Annotated in this window: 22 protein-coding genes; 8 read left to right on the plus strand and 14 right to left on the minus strand. The window is 61.0% G+C overall.

What is annotated here, in order from left to right; genetic code table 11:
* The first annotated feature begins 66 nt into the window (after window positions 1–66).
* Window positions 67–459 (plus strand): hypothetical protein, encoded by a 393-nt coding sequence (locus JQ627_RS01525; protein ID WP_409363791.1) that lies wholly within the window; start codon window positions 67–69, stop codon window positions 457–459.
* Here JQ627_RS01525 and dusA read toward each other — a convergent pair.
* A complete protein-coding gene (gene dusA / locus JQ627_RS01530; protein WP_212482395.1) occupies window positions 456–1451 on the minus strand; it encodes a tRNA dihydrouridine(20/20a) synthase DusA in 996 nt (331 codons plus the stop codon). The genes JQ627_RS01525 and dusA overlap by 4 nt on opposite strands.
* 131 nt (window positions 1452–1582) lie before the next feature.
* Here dusA and JQ627_RS01535 point away from each other — a divergent pair, with 131 nt between their 5' ends.
* Window positions 1583–1873 (plus strand): hypothetical protein, encoded by a 291-nt coding sequence (locus JQ627_RS01535; RefSeq protein ID WP_249142819.1) that lies wholly within the window; start codon window positions 1583–1585, stop codon window positions 1871–1873.
* Here JQ627_RS01535 and JQ627_RS39755 read toward each other — a convergent pair.
* Genes JQ627_RS39755 through JQ627_RS01565 form a run of 6 tightly spaced genes read right to left on the minus strand, consistent with a single transcriptional unit; the run spans window position 1851 to window position 6795 of the window.
* Window positions 1851–2177 carry a zinc-binding dehydrogenase gene (locus JQ627_RS39755; protein WP_409363792.1) on the minus strand — a complete coding sequence of 109 codons (327 nt, stop codon included), beginning with the start codon at window positions 2175–2177 and terminating at the stop codon, window positions 1851–1853. The genes JQ627_RS01535 and JQ627_RS39755 overlap by 23 nt on opposite strands.
* A gap of 32 nt (window positions 2178–2209) precedes the next feature.
* Window positions 2210–2662, minus strand: coding sequence for a hypothetical protein (locus tag JQ627_RS01545; protein ID WP_249142820.1), 453 nt, complete (start codon window positions 2660–2662; stop codon window positions 2210–2212).
* A 24-nt stretch (window positions 2663–2686) separates the two neighbouring features.
* Window positions 2687–3496, minus strand: coding sequence for a carbohydrate ABC transporter permease (locus JQ627_RS01550; protein ID WP_212482396.1), 810 nt, complete (start codon window positions 3494–3496; stop codon window positions 2687–2689).
* A complete protein-coding gene (locus JQ627_RS01555; protein ID WP_212482397.1) occupies window positions 3493–4413 on the minus strand; it encodes a carbohydrate ABC transporter permease in 921 nt (306 codons plus the stop codon). Before JQ627_RS01555 ends, JQ627_RS01550 begins: the two co-directional genes overlap by 4 nt.
* A gap of 46 nt (window positions 4414–4459) precedes the next feature.
* Window positions 4460–5737 carry an ABC transporter substrate-binding protein gene (locus JQ627_RS01560; RefSeq protein WP_249142821.1) on the minus strand — a complete coding sequence of 426 codons (1278 nt, stop codon included), beginning with the start codon at window positions 5735–5737 and terminating at the stop codon, window positions 4460–4462.
* Window positions 5738–5775: 38 nt separating this feature from the next.
* Complete coding sequence (locus tag JQ627_RS01565; RefSeq protein ID WP_212482398.1) at window positions 5776–6795, minus strand: ABC transporter ATP-binding protein; 1020 nt, start codon at window positions 6793–6795, stop codon at window positions 5776–5778.
* Window positions 6796–7046: 251 nt separating this feature from the next.
* Between JQ627_RS01565 and JQ627_RS01570 the strand changes: the two genes are divergently transcribed.
* Window positions 7047–7829 carry a DeoR/GlpR family DNA-binding transcription regulator gene (locus JQ627_RS01570; RefSeq protein WP_212482399.1) on the plus strand — a complete coding sequence of 261 codons (783 nt, stop codon included), beginning with the start codon at window positions 7047–7049 and terminating at the stop codon, window positions 7827–7829.
* A gap of 206 nt (window positions 7830–8035) precedes the next feature.
* Here JQ627_RS01570 and JQ627_RS01575 read toward each other — a convergent pair whose 3' ends face one another.
* Window positions 8036–9337: an ABC transporter substrate-binding protein gene (locus tag JQ627_RS01575; RefSeq protein WP_212482400.1), complete on the minus strand. Its 1302-nt coding sequence runs from the start codon at window positions 9335–9337 to the stop codon at window positions 8036–8038.
* A 101-nt stretch (window positions 9338–9438) separates the two neighbouring features.
* Between JQ627_RS01575 and JQ627_RS01580 the strand changes: the two genes are divergently transcribed.
* Window positions 9439–10032 (plus strand): MarR family winged helix-turn-helix transcriptional regulator, encoded by a 594-nt coding sequence (locus tag JQ627_RS01580; protein ID WP_212482401.1) that lies wholly within the window; start codon window positions 9439–9441, stop codon window positions 10030–10032.
* Window positions 10033–10050: 18 nt separating this feature from the next.
* On the opposite strand, the gene JQ627_RS01585 is transcribed toward JQ627_RS01580, so the two are convergent.
* The 3 genes from JQ627_RS01585 to JQ627_RS01595 all read right to left on the minus strand — a co-directional run bounded on the left by JQ627_RS01585 (window position 10051) and on the right by JQ627_RS01595 (window position 12962).
* Window positions 10051–11274, minus strand: coding sequence for an FAD-dependent oxidoreductase (locus tag JQ627_RS01585; protein WP_212482402.1), 1224 nt, complete (start codon window positions 11272–11274; stop codon window positions 10051–10053).
* Complete coding sequence (locus tag JQ627_RS01590; RefSeq protein WP_212482403.1) at window positions 11271–11627, minus strand: non-heme iron oxygenase ferredoxin subunit; 357 nt, start codon at window positions 11625–11627, stop codon at window positions 11271–11273. The genes JQ627_RS01585 and JQ627_RS01590 overlap by 4 nt, the downstream gene beginning before the upstream one ends.
* A gap of 69 nt (window positions 11628–11696) precedes the next feature.
* Window positions 11697–12962: a Rieske 2Fe-2S domain-containing protein gene (locus JQ627_RS01595; protein WP_212482404.1), complete on the minus strand. Its 1266-nt coding sequence runs from the start codon at window positions 12960–12962 to the stop codon at window positions 11697–11699.
* 59 nt (window positions 12963–13021) lie between these two features.
* Between JQ627_RS01595 and JQ627_RS01600 the strand changes: the two genes are divergently transcribed.
* Window positions 13022–13900, plus strand: a complete 879-nt coding sequence (locus JQ627_RS01600) for an SDR family NAD(P)-dependent oxidoreductase (protein WP_212482405.1) — start codon at window positions 13022–13024, stop codon at window positions 13898–13900.
* A 20-nt stretch (window positions 13901–13920) separates the two neighbouring features.
* The gene (locus JQ627_RS01605; protein ID WP_249142822.1) at window positions 13921–14430 is read left to right on the plus strand and encodes a cupin domain-containing protein; all 510 of its coding nucleotides are present in this window, start codon (window positions 13921–13923) and stop codon (window positions 14428–14430) included.
* Between the two features lie 531 nt (window positions 14431–14961).
* Here JQ627_RS01605 and JQ627_RS01610 read toward each other — a convergent pair.
* On the minus strand, window positions 14962–16431 hold the full coding sequence (locus JQ627_RS01610; protein WP_409363797.1) for a catalase: 1470 nt from the start codon (window positions 16429–16431) through the stop codon (window positions 14962–14964).
* A 274-nt stretch (window positions 16432–16705) separates the two neighbouring features.
* On the opposite strand from JQ627_RS01610, the gene JQ627_RS01615 reads away from it, so the two are divergent.
* Together JQ627_RS01615 and JQ627_RS01620 are read left to right on the plus strand one after the other, a co-directional pair.
* Complete coding sequence (locus JQ627_RS01615) at window positions 16706–17104, plus strand: DUF3551 domain-containing protein (RefSeq protein ID WP_212483136.1); 399 nt, start codon at window positions 16706–16708, stop codon at window positions 17102–17104.
* A gap of 44 nt (window positions 17105–17148) precedes the next feature.
* Window positions 17149–17958: a cyclase family protein gene (locus JQ627_RS01620; protein WP_212482407.1), complete on the plus strand. Its 810-nt coding sequence runs from the start codon at window positions 17149–17151 to the stop codon at window positions 17956–17958.
* Between the two features lie 61 nt (window positions 17959–18019).
* Here the strand turns inward: JQ627_RS01620 and JQ627_RS01625 are convergent, their stop codons facing one another.
* Together JQ627_RS01625 and JQ627_RS01630 are read right to left on the minus strand one after the other, a co-directional pair.
* A complete protein-coding gene (locus JQ627_RS01625) occupies window positions 18020–18661 on the minus strand; it encodes a hydrolase (protein WP_409363798.1) in 642 nt (213 codons plus the stop codon).
* A gap of 179 nt (window positions 18662–18840) precedes the next feature.
* A complete protein-coding gene (locus tag JQ627_RS01630; RefSeq protein WP_212482409.1) occupies window positions 18841–19794 on the minus strand; it encodes a cytochrome c in 954 nt (317 codons plus the stop codon).
* Between the last annotated feature and the right edge of the window lie 255 nt (window positions 19795–20049).

Consider the following 20049-nt stretch of genomic DNA (forward strand, 5'->3'; position numbering starts at 1 on the left):
TCCACGAGAGCTGCGATCCATCCCGGTCCCGCGACATCAGGCAGTGCGCCGCGAAAGCGCGCGGGTGTGGCATCAGGCAGCGCCTGCGCCGCGGACCTGTCACCGCGCTATGCGGCGCCCTCCTCCGCCTATACGGCGCCGCAGCCGGTGTATTCGTGGACCGGCCTCTATGCGGGCTTCAACGCCGGCTATGCCGAGAGCGGCGACGACGCCTTCAACAATCTCGTCGGCACGAGCGCCGGCAAGGTCAAGGGCGCCGTCATGGGCGTTCCTGCCGAAATGGTCGGCCAAGGCCGAGTGTCTCTACACCGAATTCAAGCACGACGATTTGGCCGACTGGAACGCCGCGAAATTCCACACCTTCCGCGTCGGCGTGAACTATCACTTCGATCTGTTCCGCTGAGGCAGATCGGTGAAGAGCCGGATTTCACGATCCGGCTCTTCGCCTGCTTGCGCTAGGCCGCAGCCTCCGCCGGCGCGCGCGCACCGACACGCGCAATGGCGTCGCGCAGCACGTCCACACCGGCGCCCGGCTTCACCCCCTGCTCGGCAAGATGGCGGCGGAAGGCGCGCGCGCCGGGCACGGCGTGGAATGCCCCGACGAAATGCCGCGTGATCGCATGCAACCGCGTGCCCCGCGCAAGCTGCTGCTCGATATAGGGCATCATCGCTTCGAGCGCGTCCTGCATCGTCGCATGCGGCGCCGCCTCGCCGAAGATGTCAGAATCGACGGAGAGCAGCCGCCACGGCTCCTGATAGGCAGCGCGGCCGAGCATCACACCGTCAACCTGCTCAAGATGCGCTTTCGCCTCGTCGATGCCCGGGATGCCGCCGTTGATGATGACAGGCACGTCAGGCATCGCGCGCTTGAGGCGATAGACGCGATCGTAATCGAGCGGCGGGATGTCACGGTTCTCCTTCGGCGACAGGCCGTTCAGCCAGGCTTTCCTAGCATGCACGATCAGCGCGTCGCAGCCGGACGCAACCACTCCGCGCGCAAGCTTATCGAGCGCGACTTCCGGATCCTGATCGTCGATGCCGATGCGACATTTCACCGTGACCGGAACGGCGACCGCGCGCTTCATCGCATCGACGCACCTCGCCACCAGCTCCGGCTCCGCCATGAGACACGCGCCGAAGCGGCCGTCCTTCACGCGGTCGGACGGGCAGCCGACATTGAGGTTGATCTCGTCATAGCCGAACTCCTCGCCGATCCGCGCGGCCAGTGCGAGTTCGCGCGGATCCGACCCGCCAAGCTGAAGCGCCACCTTGTGCTCGACCGCGTCGAACCCAAGCAGCCGCTCCCGGTCGCCATGAATGATGGCGCCAGTGGTCAGCATCTCCGTATAGAGCAGCGCCCGCCGCGTCAGGTGACGGTGGAACACCCGGCAATACCGATCGGTCCAATCCATCATGGGGGCGACGGAAAAGCGATAGTCTTGCGATTCCAATGATTTACCCTACACTCTCAAGGGGATGAAACACGAACGTGTGCACTCCAAACTAGCCAAATTTGCACACGTTTGTACCTGTTTTGACCTCTCAGTGCACACATCGTGCACACGAAAGTCGGAGTGCACGCGTGGCGACCTTCACTCAATTGACATCGGGAAACTGGCGCGTCCAGGTCCGTCGCAAGACCCGCTATGTGGCCGAGACGTTCAGAAGACGCAAGGACGGAGAAGAATGGGCGCTCGAAATGGAGCGCAACATCGACCGCAACGGATCGTCCAAGCCCCGCGCGGTGGGCAATGTTCGCACGTTTGGCGATCTGATCGACCTGCACGACGAAGACATGCACGAAGTCGGAAAGCCCCCTCGCCGGTCAAAAGCTGCTGTGATGGCGTCTCTTAAGTTGAGCTCGGCAGTGTGAAGCTTCCCGCGCTCAATCGAGAACGATTGATCGAGTTCGGAAGGAAGCGCGCCAAACAAGGCGCTGGCCCCGCGACATTGGCAATGCGAGCGCACCGCGCGGCATGTTCGAAACCATGTGAAGAATCGGTCGTCTCGATGACGCGGTCGGCCCCGCGGCCATAAGTGAAACCGGCAGCCTCTTCGTGGCTGCCGCACCCAACATCGGCACCGAGGTCGCAGGCCAATCCTGTCCGCGCTTTGACTGGATCGATTGCAATGATTTTGCTGGCGCCGGCCAGCCGCGCCAACTGAATGAGCAGCAATCGTGTGCGGGCCGCCGGGACCGAGAGGTTCCTCAGCGCGAAGGCACGAATGCGACGACCTCGATCTCGATCCGCGTCCCAGAGCCGAGGAGTGCCCCAGCTCCGATCGCGGTGCTGGCCGGTGGCTCCTGGGCGTCCTGCAGCGCCAGCAGACGCGCGATCTGCGCTTCGCGCTGAGCGACTGAATAATACTCGAGATGCGTGTTGACGATGCGCACCGGGCCGAAGACCGCTTCGACCGTCACCTCCAGCGCATGGCGCCGCATGCTGCGTCCCGTGCCGGCGCCCGGCCAGGGCAGTATGTGATTGTTGATCTGAACGACTGGCAGGCGCGACAAGGTCATGTTGCCGAAGCGATGCAGCGTACCTGCCCGATCGACAGTTTCGATCGCCGGCCGGAAGACCGGCATGTAGCCCGGCAGCAGCGCGGCGAGCTCTGCGCTCTGGTCGCTCCCCCCATCACGCCGTCGCAGCCCTTGTCGCACTGAATGTTCCAGGTCAGAGCCGCATCAACGAATACCTGCACGCATGAAGGATTGGACGAACTGCCGTTGGAACAGCAGAAACGCGATCAGCAACGGCGCCATGGTCATCACCGTTGCCGCCGTAATGACCGACCAGTCCACCCCCGTCTCCGGCGCACCGAACACGGCAAGGCCCACGGTGAGCGGCCGCGCCCCCACCGAATTGGTGACGATCAGCGGCCAGAGGAAGTTGTTCCAGTGGTAACTGACAGAGACGAGACCGAACGCCACATAGGTCGGCCGCGCCAGCGGCACATAGACCCGCCAGAGAATCCCGAGCGGCCCCGCCCCTTCGACGCGCGCGGCTTCGACCAGCTCCTGCGGCACGCTCTTGAAGGTTTGCCGCAGAAGAAAGATACCAAAGGCACTGGCGAGATAAGGCAGCGCGATCGCGGAGATCGTATCCAGCAGTCCGAGCTTTGCGATCGCGCGATAGTTCTCGACGATGAGCACATCGGGCATGATCATCAATTGCAGCAACACCAGCGCAAAAGCGATGCCGTTGCCCCGGAATTTGAAGCGCGCAAAAGCGTAAGCCGCAAGTGTCGACAGGATGAGTTGCCCGATCAGGACCAGGGTCACGAGGACGATCGTATTGAGATAGTAGCGCGCGAACGGCGCCTGCTTCCAGGCCCGCGCGAAATTCTCCAGCGTCCATGGCGCGGACAGGCTGAACGAGGTCGCATAGCCGGCCGGATGCAGCGCACTCCAGAACGCGTAGCCCAGGGGCGCGAGCCACACCAGGGCGAGCAGCCACGCCGCGACGGCTTCGACAGGATGCGTCCGGCCTCTCATTGGTAGTGGATCCTGCGATCGAGATAGCCGAATTTGACTAGCGCCACGGCGCTCAGCAACAGGAGCAGCACCACGGTCAGCGTTGCTGCGTAGGACGAATCCTGGAACGTGAAAGCGACCTCGTAGATGTAATAGAGCAGCAACGTGCTGGCATTGTTCGGGCCGCCTTTGGTCATGATGACGAGGTGATCGACCAGCTTGAAGGAGTTGATGACAGCGTTGATCGCCACGAACAGCGTGGTCGGCATCAGCAGCGGGAACGTGATCCTGCGAAAGGTATACCAACGGCTGGCGCCCTCGATCGCCGCCGCCTCGTCGAGATCCGGCGAGAGTTGCTGGAGCGCGGCGAGATAGAAGATCATGAAGAATCCGGCCTCCTTCCAGATCACCATCACGATCAGACAGCCCATCACCGTGGAGGGATCGCCGAGCCAATTCCAGCCGCCTAGACCGAACACCCCGCGCAACTGATCGAGCAGGCCGTAATCCGGCGTATAAAAGAACAGCCAGATGTTGGCGACGGCGATCATGGGCAGCACGGTCGGGGTGAAATAGGCGAGGCGCAGAAAGCCTCGCCCGCGCATGTTGCGATTGACCCAGATCGCCATGACCAGCGCGAGCGCGATCGATGTCGGGATGGTACCGAGCGCGAACCAGAAATTGTTGATCAGCGCCTTCCAGAAGATCGGATCGGCCGCCATGCCTTGATAGCTGTCGAGGCCGATGAACACCTCGGTGCCGTTCCGCTTTGTGATGAACAGCGAATGCCGGATCGTCGCCAAGATCGGGTAGTGCGTGAAGGCGACCAGCAGCACAGCCGCCGGCAACAGCAGCAGCCACGCGTTCACGGCATTCCACCACGCCTGCGCGCCGGCGCGGCGTTGGGGAATTGGCGATGCGGCGGCGGTGTCTGTCATCCCTGAAGCGACGGGACGGCGGTGCGCCACCATCCCGCCCTTTCCTTTACTTCGAAGCGCGCAGCACGCGGTCGGACTGCGCCTGCGCGGCAGCCAGCGCCTCCTGCGGCTTCTGCGAGCCGGTGAGAGCTGCCTGCACCGCATCGTTGACGAATTTGTAGATGCGGCCGTTCTCGTGAACCGAGAGTTCGGGCACCGCATGCTCGAGCTGATCGCGCGCGACGGTCGCCTGCGGGAAGCCCTTGGCGTAATCTTCCATCGCCTTGGTCTTGTAGGCGGCCGGCGAAACGGCGACATAGCCGGTCTTCATGCTCCACTCCGCCGCGCGCTCGGGCGCCGTCATCCACTGAATGAACTTGACGGCCGCCTTCTGCTGCTCGGGCGATGCGCTCTTGAAGATGTAGAAGCTACCGCCGCCCGTCGGAGACCCTCTCCGCTCCTTTGCCGGAAGCATGGCGACGCCGAACGGAAATTTCGCGGCGTCCTTGACGGCCGTGAGGTTGCCGGTCGTGTGCCACATCATCGCGGTCTTGCCTTCGAGGAAATCGGTGCGCAGCGTGGCCCAGTCGATGCTCCCTGCAGGCATGACATTGTGCTTGCGGGACAGATCAACCCAATAATCGAGCGCGGCAACCGTCTTCGGTACGCTCAGGTGGACCTCGGTGCCGGCCTCGTTCATCATCTTCTGGCCGTTTTCGATGGCGAGCGCCTGCAGCATCCAGTAGCCATAACCGGTCGTGGGGATCTCGACGCCCCAGCGTGTGGTATTGCCGGAGCCGTCTTTCTTGATCAGCTTCTTCGACATCTCGGTCATTTCGTCCCATGACGCCGGCGCCTTCTCCGGATCAAGACCAGCCTCCTTGAAGGCATCCTTGTTCCAGTACAGCACGATAGTCGAGCGCTGGAACGGAATGCTCCAGGTCTTGCCATCGATCTGACCGTTGGCCATGAACGCCGGATAGAATTCCTTGAACCAGGCCTTATCGCTGACGAGGTCGTCGAACGGAACGATGGCATTCTCGTCCATCAGCGTGAACACGTCGGTCGACAGGAGCACCGACAGCTGCGGTGGCTGGCCGCCTTTCATGGCCGTCATCGCCTTGGTCATCGTATCGGTGTAGTTGCCGGCATAAACCGCGGTCACCTTGATGTCGGAGTTTTCCTTCTCAAAGCGCGCGACCATGTCGTCGACGATCTTAGTGACGGGACCACCGACCGCGACCGGATAATACATGGTCAGATCCACCGCAGCCGCCGGATAAGCCGCACCAAGCGACAGGGCAGTAAGCGCCGTGGCCATCAACAGTGTTCGTCGAGCAAACATTTTGGTCTCCTTCGTTGTCTACTTTGGCGCAGCACCTCTCATTGAGAGGATGCAGCCAGCCGGTCTTCGTTCGCGATGTCGTCGAGCCTGACTTCCGATTTCGAATCGAAATGGTGTTCACGCGCAGCATCCCAGGCGATCCTGACATCCTCGCCCGGCTGAACCTTGCTGAACCCCTCCAGCCGCACTGAGATCGGCTGCCCATAGATCTCGCAGAGAACGATGCTGTCGGCGCCGAGATGCTCCACGGCCTTGACCCGTGCGGCATGGTCGCCGCCAGCGACGATCTGGACGTGCTCTGGCCGCACGCCGATGAGGCGATCGTCCTGGCGCAGGAGATTCATAGGCGGCGTGCCGATGAATCGTGCGGTAAACGCCGTTGCGGGGTGGTTATAAAGCTCTTCCGGCGAGCCGCTCTGCTCGATGCGACCGTCTCGCATCAGCACGACGCGGTCGGCCATCGTCATGGCCTCCGTCTGATCGTGAGTCACATAGATCATCGTCATGCCCAGGCGTTGCTGCAGAGCCCGGATCTCGGTACGCATCTCATGCCGAAGCTTGGCATCCAGATTCGAGAGCGGCTCGTCCATCAAGCAGATGCGAGCTTCCGCGATGATGGCCCGTCCCAGCGCGACACGCTGGCGCTGACCGCCGGACAATTGCGACGGCTTGCGTTCAAGGAGATGACTGAGACCGACGATGTCGGCGACGCGCTTGAGCCGCGCATCGCGCTCAGCGCGCGATACGCGCCGCACGCGCAGACCGAACACGATGTTCTCGGCCACGCTTAAGTGCGGAAAGAGCGCGTAGGACTGGAAGACCATCGAGATCTTCCGCTGCGCAGGCGTGAGATGGGTGACATCGGCGCCGCCGAGGCTGATCGTGCCGGCATCGGCCTCTTCAAGACCAGCGATCAGGCGGAGCGTGGTGGACTTGCCGCATCCCGACGGCCCCAGCAGCACCAACAGCGAGCCTTCGTCCGCCGTCAGGCTGACGTCGTCGACGGCGCGCATCGCGCCCCAGAACTTCGAGACGCGGCTCAGCGTGATCACCGACATGACCGGCTCGCTTTCGACTGCCGTGATGTATGCAAAGAGATTCCGCGCAAACGCGTTGCGTCCTGCTCGCGCGGAGCAGCGCAAGGTCGGTCACGACACGCAGACCGATCCATCCGTGTCTCTCCCCATGACCACGCAACATTCATCGGCGTAGCGATTATTATGTTCATATGAACATAGTATGACGGCATATGAAATAGAAATTTGCGCCACAGACGTTCGAATGATACTTTGGGTGGTACGGAGAGCCCATGCTCAGCACGCCCACCGAACGTCAGGCCCACATTCTTGAGATTGTGCGAGGCGAAGGTTTCGCCTCGATCGAGCATCTTGCGACGCGGTTCGACGTCACGCAGCAAACCATCCGCCGCGTCGTCAACGCGCTCTGCGATCAGGGATTGCTGCGGCGACTCCATGGGGGCGTCAGCCTGCCCGTCCAGAACCAGAACCTCGCCTATGGCAGCAGGCAGGGATTGAACGCCGACGCCAAGCAGCGCATTGCTCGTGCGACCGCGCGGTTCATTCATGACGGAGCGTCACTGATGATCGGGCTCGGCACCACGCCCGAATATGTGGCGCAGGCGCTATCTCATCGTCAGGATCTTCGTATCATCACCAACAGTCTGAATGTTGCGGCCGCGTTCGCGCAGAATCCCGACGTGGAGATATCGATCGCGGGCGGCACGCTCCGTCCGCTCGACCGGGACATCGTCGGCGAAGCGGCCGCACGCTTCTTCTCGGGATTTCGCGCCGACTATGGCATCTTCGGCGTCGGTGGCGTCGACCAGGATGGCACGTTGCTGGATTTTCACGCCGATGAAGTTCAGGCCAGGCAATCAATCGTCGCCAACTCGCGCACCGCGGTGCTGGTCGCCGATACCACGAAGTTCGGCCGCAACGCGACCGTGCGAGGCGGCCATCTCGACGACTGTCACCATCTGTTCACCGACGGCCCGTTGCCGGCAGCGTTTGCGACCATTGCCGCGAAGTATGGCGACCGCATCCGCGCGACAGGTGCTACCCGTTCAGACTAGGTCCGGTCAGCGAACGTAGGTAGCGAGCGAAAAGATCAACAAAGACACTGATATTCGCTAACGATTGACCATCGTTATCGCCGTTTGTTGTGGGGTTTCGATGGTCAATCGGTGTCACCTTTTGATTTCACTGAACCATTTTGGCCTATCCGACCGGCAGGCGGCTCAAGTCAGCGGCCCGCTACCGAACCAGCAATGCTTCGCCTCTATCGCGCGGCCATGGTGCCGGACATCGGGACCCAGCGCTCACCATCGAAGCGTTGCGGCCGGAGTGACTTGATGAGACGGTAATCGTCAGGGGTGGAGTTCACGGTGATGCCGCTAATCAGGCCCGGAAGCGCAACGTTCTTCAGCGCAGTGGCCTGCTTCATGATGTTATGCCGGGAGAAATCCGTCCCGCAAGCCTCGAGTACCCTGGCCATGAGGACAGCGACGTTCCACCCCGTGAAATTGAGCTGATCCTCAATGTCGCCCTCGGGATAGTATTTCTTCATGAAAGCCAACCACTCCAGATAGGCGGGGTCGCTGGCCCATTCAGGATCGCCCACCGTTTTCGTCGGCGTGGCCGAAATCGCACCCTTGGCGTTTTCGAGCCCCGCCGGCTTGAGAATCGTCGCGACGAAGTTGCTTCCGATCGGTAAGAACTGTTGCGCGTGCCAGCCGAGTTCACCGGCCTTACGGATCGCCTGTGAGGTGAATTTGCCGGTCGAAGCGTTCAGAAAAACATTGGCATTGGTACTGGCCAATGAGACGACCTGGGACTCAACCGTCGGCGACGTCACCTCGTAGGGCGAGGCGGCGACTATCTCGGCTTGCGGATCGAGTCGCGCCAGATCGGCTTTGAAGCTGCGGAGATATTCGCGTCCATAGTCATCGTTCTGATAGAGCACCGCGATGCGCGCCCGCGGTATACTCTCGGACACGAGGCGCGCATAGATCGCGGCCTCGGTGCTGAACAGCGTCATTCCCGAGATCGTGTAGGGGCTGGTCTTCGGATCAGCAAAACGATCGCTCGCGGCGAAGACGAAGAGCTGCGGCACCTTCCGGCTATTGAGATACTTCTGGACTGCCGCATTCTGCGCCGTCCCCATGCTGCCGAAGATCGCGACAGCCTCATTGCTCTCGACCAGCCTTCGGGTCTGCTCCACCGCTTTTGGCGGGCTGTAGCCATCGTCGAGCGAGATCAGCTTGATCTTGCGGCCGTTGATTCCACCGCGCTCATTGATCATCTGGAAATAGCGCGTCTGCACCTTGCCGACCGCGCTCAGCGCCGAGGCTGGACCGCTATAGGGCATCGTCTGGCCGAGGATAAGTTCCTCTTCGCCACCCAGGGCTGCGCTTGAGGCAATCAGTGAAGCTGCGACAAGGAATGCCGAGCCAAGTCCCCGCATATTGTCCTCCCAATTGTATTTCTTACCTGGAATATTCTTCCTAGGAAGATAATTGTCAATATCGTACTGCGGCGGCAAATGGCCCCGTATCGGGGCCGCACGCAGATATTCGACCAATCGTGGGAACTTGCCGCGCGACACGTAACGTCGAAAGTGTTAGATTGAACCAACGTATGAATGCGGCGCCTTCTGGCGCGGACCAAGGTGAGTAGGAAGGAATGCGGAAGAAGAACGTGCCGGGCGGCGCAATGCCTGTCGGCAGAGCTGCGTCCAAGCTCGATAATGGCCTCTACGACGATATCGAAGCCGCCTGGCTCGAGCAGCGCCCCGACCTGGACCTGGCCGCAGCCTGCACCCTGTTGCGACTGGAACGGGCCAACCAGCTACATGAAGTACGCTTGCAGGAGATATCCAAGACCATTGGCCTGCAGACCGGCGAACTCTACGTCCTGCTGGCGCTGCGGCGCTCGGGAAAGCCGTACGAATTGCGCCCGACCGATCTGTTTCGTGCCCTGCTCGTCACGTCCGGTGCCATGACCAAGCGCGTGGCACGGCTGCAAGAGGGAGGCTTTATCCTCCGCGTCTCCGCGAACGACGATGGTCGCTCCGAATTGGTCCGCCTGACCGCGAAGGGCCTTGCGACCGCCGACCGCGGCATCACCGAGATCGCGAAGGTCGTGGAAAGCGTAACCGAAGCCAGTGGCCTGACCAAGGCCGAGATTGCGATGCTCGACCGATGCTTGCGCAAGCTTTTGTCTGTGAAGACGGTGAAGGCGACGAAGAAAACGAGCCGGCTTGCGGCGACGGGCTAGGATCGCGGCCCAGCCAGACTAGCTGGTCTTCAGCAGTGCTTTGATATCGAACGCGCCGTCTGCCGCCTGTTGCGGCGTCGGCGAAATGCCCGCCGCGATCAGGCGCCGCGCCGCCATCTGGTCGCCCGACGTATTGATACTGTCGACCGCGACAAGCCTCTCCCGCCTGTAATGAAACACGGAAAATCTGCCCTCATCGATCGAGCCGCGCGTCACCATCTGGTCGCAACGACCGGAGAGCCCCACGATCTGGAGCTTGAGGTCGTACTGATCCGACCAGAATCTGGGAACACTGTCGTAGGGCTGATGGCGATCCGCGATCGCGAGCCCCGCCGCCCTGCCTTGGTCCTGGGCGTGCTGAACCGACTCTAGCCTAAGCCACCCCTCCGCAAACCGACTGTAGTGGTTTGCGCAGTCGCCAGCCGCATAAACGCCGGGCACGTCGGTGCGGCCATGCTCATCCACAACGATTCCATTCGAGCAAGTCAGCCCGGCGTCACTGGCGAGTTCATCGCTTGCGATTCCGCCGATGCCGACGACAACGAGATCCGCGCTCAGTCGATCGCCGCGGCCAAGATCAATTCCCGCAACTCGACCGGCATCGCCGGTCATCGAAACGACCGTCTCGCCAAGCCTAACATCGACGCCCGCTTGCGCATGAACATCGAGCAGGAAGCGCGAGACGATTGGGGACACCGCCCGCTCCAGCAGCCGCGAGGCGGCCTCGACCAACGTGACCTTCTTGCCTAGCTTCGCCGCCGACGAAGCAACCTCAAGTCCAATGAACCCGCCGCCGACAATGACGACTTCATTCGTCCGCCCCAAGCGAGCCTTGAGATCGATGGCATCGGCGACTGTTCTGAGATAGCAGACCCCGTCGAGCTCAGCCCCGGGGATTGAGATCCGCCGCGCTCGCGATCCCGTGGCAATCACAAGCTTGTCGAAGCCCAGCCGCGTGCCGCCCGCCAGCGCGATCCGCCTTGCCCCCCGGTCAATCTTGATTACGCTGTACCCGAACAGCAGATCGATCTGCTCGCGCGCGAAGAACGCACCGTCGCGCAGGACGAGATTCTGCTCGCCGGCAGCGTCGAGCAAAAACTCCTTCGATAGCGGCGGCCGCTCATAGGGTAGCGAATATTCGTCGGCGACCATAGTCACCGGCTCGGAATAACCGGCTTGGCGGGCATTCAGAGCCGCCTGAACACCGGCATAAGATGCTCCGATGATGACGAGCCCGCTCACGCTTCGGCATCCAGCGCTTGATCGGGGGCACTCCCATTCGCAGCGTTTTCGTCGACATTCACGTAAACCTCGCCATCGCGAATCTCGACTTTGAATGCCCTTATGTCCATGTAGCCACCGGACCGGCACTTGCCGTCGCGAACATCGAACATCGCACCATGCAGCGGACATTCGACGACATGGCCTTCGAGAAAGCCGGTCGAGAGCAGCGCGAAGGCATGCGAGCATACGTCGTCCGTCGCGTAAATGTCGTCGTCGACCTTGTAGAGCGCGACACGCTGGTCACCGACGTTGAAACCCAGCGGCTCTCCGTCGGACAGTTTCGAGGCGGCGCACAAATGCTTCCAGGTCATGGCCACGATATCTCCAGAAATGGCGAACGGACGCGGACGGTACGTCCACGCCCGACGCCTCGAATCCCATCAGCGGGGAATCTGCCGCCAATCTTCGGCAGCGGACGCCAACCGGCCGCCGACTGCACGGATGTCCTTATAGGACATGGTCTCGCTCTGGCCGCTCTTCGGCGGCTTACCGTCCATGAAGCCGCGCACTTCCTCAAGCAACTGGCGACGCACCCTGACGATCGCCTGGTCCGCCGAACAGAGGTATTCCTGCGACCGGTCGACAATCGGGCCCATGCTGACCATCACCACGAAATCCTCGATGACGATCTCGTGGAAGCCGGTGCTGTTGCCGGCATCCATGATCTGGCGGTTCTGCCCCCAATTATTGGCTTGATCACCCAGGAGACCGCCGGCCATCGGCCACTGATTGGCCCGCTGCACCTTGCGCCAAGAATCCACTGGCTTCTCAGGATTGTAGTAGATGTACCACTGGATCAGGTTCTCATCGTCGATCGGTACGGCAATGATCGCAGTACGATCCTGCTGCGGCCCAGAGAAAATTGGCGCGATCAACCCGTAGTAGGGCATCACGAACTCGGTCACGCGCGCAAGACATGATCCCTCCGGGCCCGAGCGAAGCGCGGCGGCCCGAAATCCATATGGCTTCTTGTCAAACTGGTAGCTGACTTCGGTATTGACCCGTGTTGCCCCGAAGTCCGTTGCCGAGCTTGCGGTCCAGCTCTGGTGCAGGAGAGCGACATGTGAGGAATCGATAGTCGCTTCGACGCCTTGCAACCAGTTCGCGTTGAGCTCGATGCCGGCCGCGTAGACTTGGTCCGGCGGTAAATCCATCCATTCAAAGTCAGGCGCGGGTGGCGCCGTGCCTTCGCCGAGCCAGACCCAAACCAGGCCCGCGCCTTCGCGCGTCGGATAGGCGTTCGCCTTGACGGTCTTTGCGAACTCCTTGGGGTTGTTTGGCTCGTTGGGAACGTCAAGCACTTCGCCGCCGGCACCGATCTTCCAACCATGGAACAGGCATGTCAGTGAGCAATGGTCGACCCGAGCCAGCGCGAGCGAGGCACCCCGGTGCGGACAGGCTTCATCGAGGAAGCCCACAATCCCATCCCCGCCCCTGAAGGCCACGAAATTGCGGCCGAACAGCTTGACGCGCACCGGCGCCTCGCCCTTACGCACCCGCACCGAGAGGACGGCCGGCAGCCAGTAATGCTGGCGCAGCATGCGTCCCATCGGCGCGTCACCGGTGACGCGGCACAGTAATTCATTCTCTTCCCTGGTGACCATGGCGATCCATTCCTGGTTGACACGTTTCGTCGTCAGGCTCATTATCTTCCTAGGAAGATTGTTGTCAATACAACTTCCAAGAAAGATATAATGGAGGGCATATGGCCGAGCGACGCTTGAAGGACTGTGTTGCGCTGGTGACAGGAGGAAGCCGCGGAGTCGGCAAGGGCGTGGCTATCGGCCTCGCTGAGGCTGGAGCCACCGTTATCGTGACTGCACGCACCCGTAGCAGCAGCAGCGGCGCGGAATGGCCCGGTTCTCTCGACGAGACCACGGCGGCAATCGACGCCGCTGGCGGCAATGGCGTCGGCATCCTCTGTGATCATTCCAATGACGCTTCGGTCAGGGATGTCTACGATCTGATCCGGCGCAACTACAGACGTCTGGATGTGCTCGTGAACAATGTGTTCGCAGCCCCGAACGTCATGCCGGTCAACGTGCCCTTCTGGCAGCTCCCGATCTCGCTGTGGGACACCTTGCATCACGTCGGCTTACGCTCGCACTTCGTGGCCAGCCAATTAGCCGTCCCGCTGATGCTGCCCCAGAGGCGCGGCCTGATCGTCAATACATCGTCAGGCGGCGGCGTCCGATACACGTTCAACGTCCCGTTCGGCGTACAGAAATCGGGCGTCGACAGAATGGCGCGCGACATGGCGCATGAATTGAAGCCGTTCGGCATTTCCGCGGTCTCGATCTGGCCCGGCTATATCAAGAGCGAAAAGCTTTCGACGCAGCCCGACCGGGTGCCGGCGGCGCTCGCCAAGTTGATTGCCGAGAGAGGTGAGACGCCGGCCTTTGTCGGTCGCGCGATTGCGGCACTGGCCGCCGATCCAGATGTGATCACCAAGACCGGTCAGATCCTGCTCGCCTCGGAACTGGCCCAAGAATATGGCTTCACCGACATCGATGGGAAAGTCCCACCTCCGCCGAGCCGCGATCCTACGCCGCTTTCAGTATTCGTCCCTTCGGCGGCCACTTGAAGATCAAACAGGAGACGCCAATGACCGTTGCATTGGAAACGATGACGCCGTTTGCGGAGTACAACTGGCGCCGGCTGTCGCTGGCTGTTGTGGCCGGTCTCGCCTGCGCGGTAGCTATCGCGAGAACTTTGCCGTTGGTGATGGACGCGATATCGGCAGTTCCAGCGCCGCTGTGCGCCGACAATACGTCGGACTCATCGCTCAACAGAGTCGAGGTGATCACCTCGCACGCACTGCCTAATGTCCCGGGTAAGAGGGTCACGGTGGTCCGCGTGAGCTACGGCCCTGGTGGCTTCACACCACCGCATCGCCACGGCGGATCGGTCACGGCCTACATCACCAAGGGCCAGATACGCTCACAGCTCGAGAACGGCCCGCTAGAGACATTCGAGGTCGGGCAATCATTCTTTGAACCCCCAGGAGCGACACATCTCGTTTCTGCCAACGCAAGCAACACCGAACCTGCAGAACTGATAGCTGTCTTCGTCGCCAACGAGGGTGCGGAGCTGACGACTCTTCTCGCCCGTTAGCTGCGAGCGTTCAATGTTGCCGATTCGATCACGATAGAGCATCCGATCGCCCGTTTTTGCATGTGCAACCGGCCAACACAGAACATGGAGTACGCCAGTTGCAGGATTTGTTAGGACCGATCGCCTTCCGGAAGCCCTGCGCGGAGACACCGATCTGTTTCGTAGAACCGCAGCTAGCCGGGACAACCGATTCCGCTGACGCGACGGCATCAAGCTTCTTCGTGATCTACAAGATGGCTATCATCGAGATCCCTTAATCTTTCGGCTTCCGAGCAGGCTCATCACGTATCGCTCCGCAATCACTAGATCGAACATGTCCCGGCCATAAAATGCACCGCGCCAGCCAAGCTAGCGCGGTGGCTCCCCTCCAAGCCTGCTCCTGAGACGCTGGGCAAGTGATCTTTTCAGCTGAGATAGTCGCTCGCTGAGGAAACGGCTCGCCTGTCCGCGCGTTGCGTAGTGATGGCGAGCAGGGCCTGGACAAACGAGTAGTGCCGCCTAGGAATTACCACTACGGAGCGCATGCGCTGTTCACAAAGCTCCGGAATCCGATGTCAGACCAAGCGCTCGCGCCACGCCGGCACCGTAGGCTGGATCCGCCTTGGTGCAGTTGACGACGTGACGTTCCTTCACCTCAATGCGAGCATCACCCATGGCGCGGGCCGTGTTCTCGAACAGACGCCTCTGCTGCGCCAAGCTCATCTTCCGGAATAGATTTCCCGGCTGCTCATAATGATCGTCGTCGACGCGGTGGTCCCAATACGTCGCGCTGCCCTCAATCGAGAGAGGCGGTTCGATCAGATCCGCATCACGATCCGTCCACGCGCCCTTGCTGTTGGGCCAATAGGTCGGCGTGGCGCCAAGGTTGCCGTCGGTGCGCATCGCCCCGTCACGATGATAGCTGATGAATGGGCATTTCGGCGCGTTGACCGGAATGTGATTGAAATTGACGCCGAGCCGGTAACGTTGGGTGTCCCCATACGAAAAGAGGCGGCCCTGCAGCATCTTATCGGGAGAGAAACCGATTCCCGGCACGACATTGGCCGGCGAAAACGCCGCCTGCTCGACCTCGGCAAAATAGTTCTCGGGATAGCGATTGAGCTCCACAACGCCGGCCTCGATTAACGGATACTCGGTTTTCGGCCATACCTTGGTGAGGTCGAATGGATTGAAACGAAAACTTTGGGCCTGCGCCTCCGTCATTACCTGGATGAACAGCGTCCAGCGCGGGAAGTCGCCGCGCTCGATGGCTTTGAACAGATCTCGCCCGTGGCTCTCCCGGTCCCGGCCCACGAGTTCGACTGCTTCAGGATCCGTGAGATTCGCGATGCCCTGCTGTGTGCGGAAATGAAACTTGACCCACACCCGTTCATTAGCGGCATTGATCATCGAGAAGGTGTGGCTTCCGAAGCCGTGCATGTGACGAAAGCTTCTGGGGATGCCGCGATCAGACATGACGATCGTAACCTGGTGCAACGCTTCAGGGAGCAGCGACCAGAAGTCCCAGTTATTGTCCGCTGACCGCAACCCGGACCGCGGATCGCGCTTGATGGCGTGGTTGAGATCCGAGAACCGGAGCGGATCACGGAAGAAGAACACCGGCGTGTTGTTGCCGACGATGTCCCAATTGCCCTCATCCGTATAGAACTTGAGGGCGAAGCCGCGGATGTCTCTCTCGGCGTCGGCAGCGCCGCGCTCCCCCGCCACCGTCGAGAAGCGTGCGAACATCGGTGTCACCTTCCCGATCTCCGAAAATACTTCAGCCTTGGTGTAGCGCGTAATGTCGTGGGTGACGGTGAAGCTCCCATAGGCCCCCCATCCCTTGGCGTGCATCCGCCGCTCTGGAATCACCTCGCGATCGAAATGCGCCAACTTCTCGATCAGCCAGATGCTTTCCAGCAAAGCCGGCCCTCGCGGGCCGGCAGTCATGATGTTGGCGTTGTCCACGACGGGAGCCCCGGTGGCGTGGGTCAATGGGCGCGCGCGGTCGTTCATTTGCAGCCTCGTCTGGTTACGATGACACGGATCGACAGGCGGCCTCGTGGGCCGATCGACGTTGCCGGCATCGTGCTCAACTTCGAGCGAGTTCGGAAGTGAAATGCGTTCAGCTTTCGGATGAACAGGATGCAACGGCGGCCCGCTCAAACAGAGATTGAAATCGTTTCACTTCCGTACGCGGCCAAGCGAGGCAAATGATGCGAGCTGCCTGCTCGCACAAACTCGCACCATCCGGGTCGAGACACCGAGCATGATTCCGACTCAGAAGGACAACAACATGAAGACGCTTCCAAATCCCAAGCCCGCGCTCATCGCCGCCCGACTCCTCGCCGCCCTGCTCGCGGCGATGACTTCGCAATCTGCGTTTGCCCTAGAGTATTGCCGCAGAGACTCCTCATCCGACATGTGGAATTGCAGCTACGCGACCATGGACCAGTGTCAGGCAGCCGTATCTGGGCGAGGCGGCTATTGCCGGCACGACCCTTTTCTTGCCACGACGGCGGCGGCTCGCGTCGCGCGTTCGACACGCTCGACGGCCGAAGCCAATGCACGAATGATACTTGCGAAGGACACGGACAAGAATAGCCAGCCTTGCCATCTCACACCCAATATGAGCTTGTTCACGACAGGGCTGTGGGATCATCGTCCTCCTTGCCAGCATACGACAGAGCGCTGACCCCAATCCGCTCTTCGTCCAAGATCATACATCAGGACCCGATCATGCAGCATAACTTCCGCACCGTTATCTGCCGCCTGCTTGCTGGCGCCTACCTCCTCGCCTTCGCCAGCCCCGCCGCGGAGGCCGCCTCGCTCGACGAGATCTACAAGACGATATCGAAGGCGCGCTTCGTCGATCTAACCCACAGCTTTGGGACGGATACTCCGGTCTGGTCCGGCTTCGGCCAGGCCAAGATGACGGCGGCCAGCGACCCCGCCACCAAGCGACCTTACACCATCGCAAACGACGGCTTTCGTACCACCTATTACGAGATGGTCGGGCAATACGGCACGCACATCGACCCGCCCGCACATTTCGACGAGAACGGGATGACGATGGACAAAATTCCACTGAAGCAGATGATCCTGCCGCTCATCGTACTTGATGATACACCCTATCTCGCCAAGGATCCCAATCACGCCTTCTCGCCGAACGATCTGCGTGCATGGGAGCGCAAGAACGGCCGCGTACCGAGTGGGGCGTTCGTCGCGCTCCGGACTGACATGTACAAGGACTGGCATAGCAATCCCGAGCGTTTCAAGCGGGCACCCTTTCCCGCCTGGAAGTTGGAGACGATCCAGTTCTTATACGAGCAGCGGCATGTAACCGCCACAGGCCACGAGTCAATGGATACTGACACCACAGAGAAGATGGACTCAGAACAATACATCCTGAAGAACGGACATTATCAGATCGAGGTCATGGCGAATCTCGATCGGGTCCCGGCGAAGGGCTCTCTTATCGTCGTAGCCTGGCCCAAGGTCAGGGATGGCCTCGGCTTCCCAGCTCGCGCCTTCGCCATCATTCCGTAAGCATCACTCCGGCAGCCATGTGTCGCTGCCGGAGTATCGTCATTTCGGACCGTGCCGGAAGCTAGTGAGGCTCGAACATCGAGTTCACAAATTCGATCCCGACACCGAAGGCGCCGCCGTACTTCTTCGCGATGCCGGTAGTCAGGTCGTAGGTCTCAAGACGGGCCCAGTCGCGCTGCAGCTCCAGAAGGTAGGTCAGAGCCGTGATTGGCCGCGCACCGGCCTGGATCATGCGCTCCATCGCGCGCTCGTGCGCTTCTGGCGAGCAGTCACCGCAGGCATCGGCAACCACGTAGACTTCGAAGCCCTGATCCAGCACCGACAGGACTGGCCCGTTGCAGCAGACCGACGTCCATAGGCCGCAAATAACGGGGCGATCTTTCTTGAGCGCATTGACGCGCGCGATGAACTTCTCATCCTCCCACGCATTGGAGGTCGTGCGGTCGGTAACCTCCGCATTCGGAAGCGCTTCCGTGATTTCATCAAACAATGGCCCAGCGAACGTATCCCTGGAGATCGTCGAGATGATCGTCGGGACGTTAAAACCTTGGGCGGTCCGGGCCAGGATCCCGGTGTTAGTGCGCAAGTCGGTGATATCGATCGACTTGGTATTGAACGCCATCTGTGACTGATGGTCGATCAGGATCAGGGCGTGGTCGCTCGGACTAAGAAGCGTCCTGGCTGGCTTGGCAACGGCCTTGATGCTCAACTTGGTATCTCCTTTATTTCGTTGAGGTTGATGATCACTAGGATCGCGCAGGGCGGACCATAGGCCCGCCCATGCCGTATGGAGGTGAAACCTCTTCAGGCAATACCTGAGCCGAGGGCACTTCGAATCCACCGACAATAACGCGGCTCCGCCTTCCCAGACAGGCAAACGACCTACCTGCCGGGAATGACGTTCGTCACGTAGCTGTACATCGCGATGAGCCCGTCATCGCTGAGATGACCGATCGACCGCCATGGCATCTGCCGGCTCAATTTGTTGCCGCTCGGATCACTCCCGGTACGCATCGTTGCGATGAAATCGTGCAACGACCAACTCTTCATGACCGTCAGATCGGGACCGAGCGGCGTCATCTGACCCGGCACACCGCCGGTCAGATCGCGACCGTGACAGCCGCGACAGTCGAGATATGACACCAGATACTCTCCATATTGCGCAGTTGTTCCGGGCGGCGGCGACATGATGACGCCCGTCAGGATCGGCTTGCCGCCGGGCAGCAGGCCAGCGCCCAGCATGGCGAGGCCGAGGAGGTTGAACCGGTCCGGCGGCTCCGGTGACGGCGCTCCATCACGGGGAAGCGAGCGCAGATAGGCGATGACGGCCTCGATGTCGCTGTCGCTTAGCATATTCGCGCTGGTGTAGGACATGATCATCAGCCATCTTCCCTTCGCATCGACCGAGTTGCGGATCGCACGAAAGATCTCACCGTCGCTCCAGCGCGACAGCGCGCCGGCCGGCGTGAGGTTGGAGGGAATGAACGAGCCGATCGGCACCGGGATCTCGGCGGCGAAATCCTTTCCACCGGTCAGGGTCCCCGTTCTCGAATGGCAATCTGCGCAGAATGAATTTGAGATGGCCTCGCCGCGTGACGCTTGACCGGCATCGATCGCGACGGCCGGCGTCGGAAGATTTCGACCGCGCCCGTGTTGCTTGATCAAGCCGGCGATTACCGCTCCGCTCAGAAGCGACGTCAGCATAAGAAGCAGCCCGAGCGCCCCGGCGGCACCCCACCGCAGAACGCCGCTTCGTATTTTACCGACGATGCACAACAGCCCGAGCAACAACAAGAAGGAAACGATCAGAAGGGCCAGACCGATCCAGTTCGGCATGCTGGGCAGCGACTCCATAGGCACGATGGCAAATCATCCTGGGGCGAAGCGATGACGGAACGATTACCGGCTACGCGCACTACGTTACGGCCGTAACGGGATGCGCTAGCCACGAACCCGCCTACCTCGCCGCGACGAAGCGCGAGAGGTCTCGATTGTCTCCCCAGCCCTCATTGAGCATCAAATGCGCTTCGAACAATTGTCGATCTCTCGCGAGATTGGTAGGATTGCAAGATGAGCACATGCGGTCGAACA

Origin of the sequence: Bradyrhizobium liaoningense, from assembly GCF_018130785.1 — a bacterium.
GTDB classification, from domain to species: Bacteria; Pseudomonadota; Alphaproteobacteria; order Rhizobiales; family Xanthobacteraceae; genus Bradyrhizobium; species Bradyrhizobium liaoningense_A.